The organism is Pseudoflavonifractor phocaeensis, assembly GCF_016901955.1.
GTDB classification, from domain to species: domain Bacteria; phylum Bacillota; class Clostridia; order Oscillospirales; family Oscillospiraceae; genus Flavonifractor; species Flavonifractor phocaeensis_A.
This window is the reverse complement of sequence record NZ_JACJLC010000238.1, coordinates 1-404: the sequence shown is the minus strand read 5'-3', so window position 1 is coordinate 404 and position 404 is coordinate 1. Positions and strand designations below refer to the sequence as shown.

Annotated in this window: 1 pseudogene; it reads right to left on the bottom strand. The window is 47.5% G+C overall.

Features of this window, described 5'->3' with window-relative positions:
- Window positions 1-109: pseudogene (locus H6B51_RS17950) on the bottom strand (IS5/IS1182 family transposase); the annotation flags it as partial.
- Window positions 110-404 lie beyond the last annotated feature (295 nt).

Below are 404 nucleotides of genomic sequence, written 5' to 3'. Positions count from 1 at the left end.
CTGCCCGGTCAGAGATGCGGGGACGGCCTCCTTTGGGTGTGGGTTCATGGTTTGGCAAGAGAGGTTCAACCAGCTTCCACAATTCGTCACTTACCAGCTTCTTGGGCATGTTCTTCACCCCCCTGCTGGTATTTTACACCATATTTCGACATTTGTCAGGTTTTGTTAGGTGCTCTAAGTCGTTTACTATGACAACGCTTGGTGGTAGACTATGTTTACCAAGCGGTGTATTCTTGGTGCGGAGCTTGTGCCCCTATTTTTCGTGACCGCAAATTGACCACAAAAAGTCCCAAAAAACGTAAGCGCTCAATAACCACCCGTATACAGTCAAAACCCGGTAGGACTTGCAATCCTACCGGGTTCGTTTATTTGCAATCAGAGGTCTCCAAATATTTACGGCGTTT